The organism is Thermovirga sp., from assembly GCA_012523215.1.
GTDB lineage: Bacteria > Synergistota > Synergistia > Synergistales > Thermovirgaceae > 58-81.
In genome coordinates this window covers 1-2,101 of sequence record JAAYIZ010000320.1, presented here as the reverse complement: position 1 = coordinate 2,101, position 2,101 = coordinate 1, and the positions used below count along the sequence as shown (strand labels likewise).

At 56.5% G+C, this 2,101-nt stretch carries 2 protein-coding genes; both read right to left on the bottom strand.

Annotated features, from left to right (window positions below):
* The coding region (locus tag GX108_08500; protein NLO57061.1) for a glycosyltransferase family 4 protein at positions 1-869 on the bottom strand (869 nt) is incomplete at its 3' end.
* Positions 842-2,011, bottom strand: a complete 1,170-nt coding sequence (locus GX108_08495) for a nucleoside-diphosphate sugar epimerase (GenBank protein ID NLO57060.1) — start codon at positions 2,009-2,011, stop codon at positions 842-844. The genes GX108_08495 and GX108_08500, both read right to left, overlap by 28 nt.
* Positions 2,012-2,101: the final 90 nt, after the last annotated feature.

The window sequence follows — 2,101 nt, the reverse complement described above, 5'->3', positions numbered from 1 at the left end:
TTGGCGCCTATTTCCCTGGCTGCGTCAAGATCAGAAGCGATCACGGGCAACCCCACTTGCGCCGATTGCAGCAGGACAAGCCCCATCCCTTCATCCAACGAGGGAAATACCAGAAGGTCGCTTTCAACCATCCAATCCTGGGGGTTGTCCTGGAAGCCATGGAAGCGGATACGGTCCGATAAACACAGTCGCTCCGACAAGGTCTCAAATTCGGCTCGCTGAGGGCCGTCGCCGATCACGCCCAGTTCCCATTCCTGGTCTTTCAACCCATCCAGCGCCGCGAGCAACACATCAAGACCTTTGATCCTCGTCAGTCGGCCCACGAAAAGTAAACGCTTCACCACTCCTCCTCTTCTTTCCCACCTGGACTCCACCGGTGGGAGCCCATTCGGTATTACCGCTCTGTTCAGGGGCAGGAACGACCGTAGATGCTCCTCCACCGCCTTGCTGACGCAGATAGCCCCCTTCGCCCGGGGGAAGGGTTTCAACCCCGAGTTCAGGCTGTAACGAGCATGGGCGGTAAAAACCCAGGGTACGCCCGACATCGAAGACGCCCACCAGGCGATCCATACCGGTACCCTCGAGTGGGCATGAAGAATATCCCAGTTTTTCCGCTTCGCCCTAGCGGCTATGTTGAAAGCCGAATAGAATCCCGTGGCAGGGTTCTTCCGATGGACGGGCAATTTCCATAGATTTACACCAGGGTCCAGTTTTTCCTCCAGCTTGCCGCCGGCGGTGATGACCGTTACCTGGTGCCCCGACGCGGCAAGTTCATTGGAGAGCCAAAGGACGTGGCGTTCTACCCCGCCTTCGTGGAACTCAGGCAAAACCTGGGCGATCTTCAAGATTCCCACCCCTGGATGATCCACTCGGCCGCCCTCCTCGCTTCGCTGAACGAAAGACCTTCGTTTTTCCTCCCCCGGGCCGGCGACACTTGATCAAGCTTTGCGGGGTCATACTCCATCGCCCAGCCTCTGCTACAGAATGATTCTATCATTAAGTCGAACCTGGGAATGCCCCAAAGCCTTTGACGAGCCAGCAAGTTCTTATCGACCATCTTCGCTGTAAGACCCTGAAGGCACTTCCTTAAGCCCTTTTTCCTTTCGACCCTGAGGATCTGCACCACGTGGCCTCCGGTCATCGCTTCGGAGATCATAGAGACCGAGTCCTCGGTGCAGAATACCCGTTGACAGGACCCGAGCATAGCGGGGACAGGGTTCCAGGGGTCTTTCGACCCTAGGACGAGCATCCTTACGTGGAGAGAGCCTTTCACCATTTCGGCGATTTTTTCTTCCGTCGCTGGAAGTGTCCTTCTAGAAGTCGTGATGAAGACATCGGCGCCAGTCTTTTTGGCTGTTTCAAGGAGAGCTTTCAGGACATTTTCGGCCCATTCCGGAGGGATCGAGTAATTCGCATCGTCGCCACCGATGAGGATGCCCCATTTCTTTTCGGCCTTTGAAGGGAACCTGGAAGCGAGCGGTCTTTCCTCCGTTTCTGAAAGTCCGGCGCCTATCATGTTGGGCGCCCCAAGGGTGGCCAGGAGGTTGGGCGAGGGTTCAGGGAAGTCGTGCTCAGGGACGATGGCGAAGTCGAAGGGAACGGTGCCAAGGACGGAGGGTGTCATCAGGCAAGCGCATTTGCCCCCGGTCGCCCTGGCCAGCGACAAACAGAAAGGTGCACCGGCACTGCCGGCCGAAAGGAACAAAACTTCGTCATTCCTCGCCCCGGAGGAGTCAATCATCCGGGTGACCGATCCATGCAGGCTCAATGCTTCGGCTTTTCCAAGCCAATCAAAAGATATTTCAGGGGAATCTTTTATCAACTTCCGGGCCTGGTTCTTGTAAAGGACGAAGCGTTGAAGCCCCGAAAGCCCTGGTATTTCAATGTCGAAAACATCGGCACCAACAAGCCTTTTAAGCCACCGGGCCACTCCCGCCGACTGGTTTTCATGCCCCCGGATGCCATCTTTCAGAACAAATACAACCTTGGGCCCGCTGAACCTGCCGGACATGATCCGATCACAACCCTTTTCTTTCGCGAAGCGTATAATGCCAAACGTTCAGCACCCCAGGATCCCGCGCACCCTCTCGAGGTCCTCGGG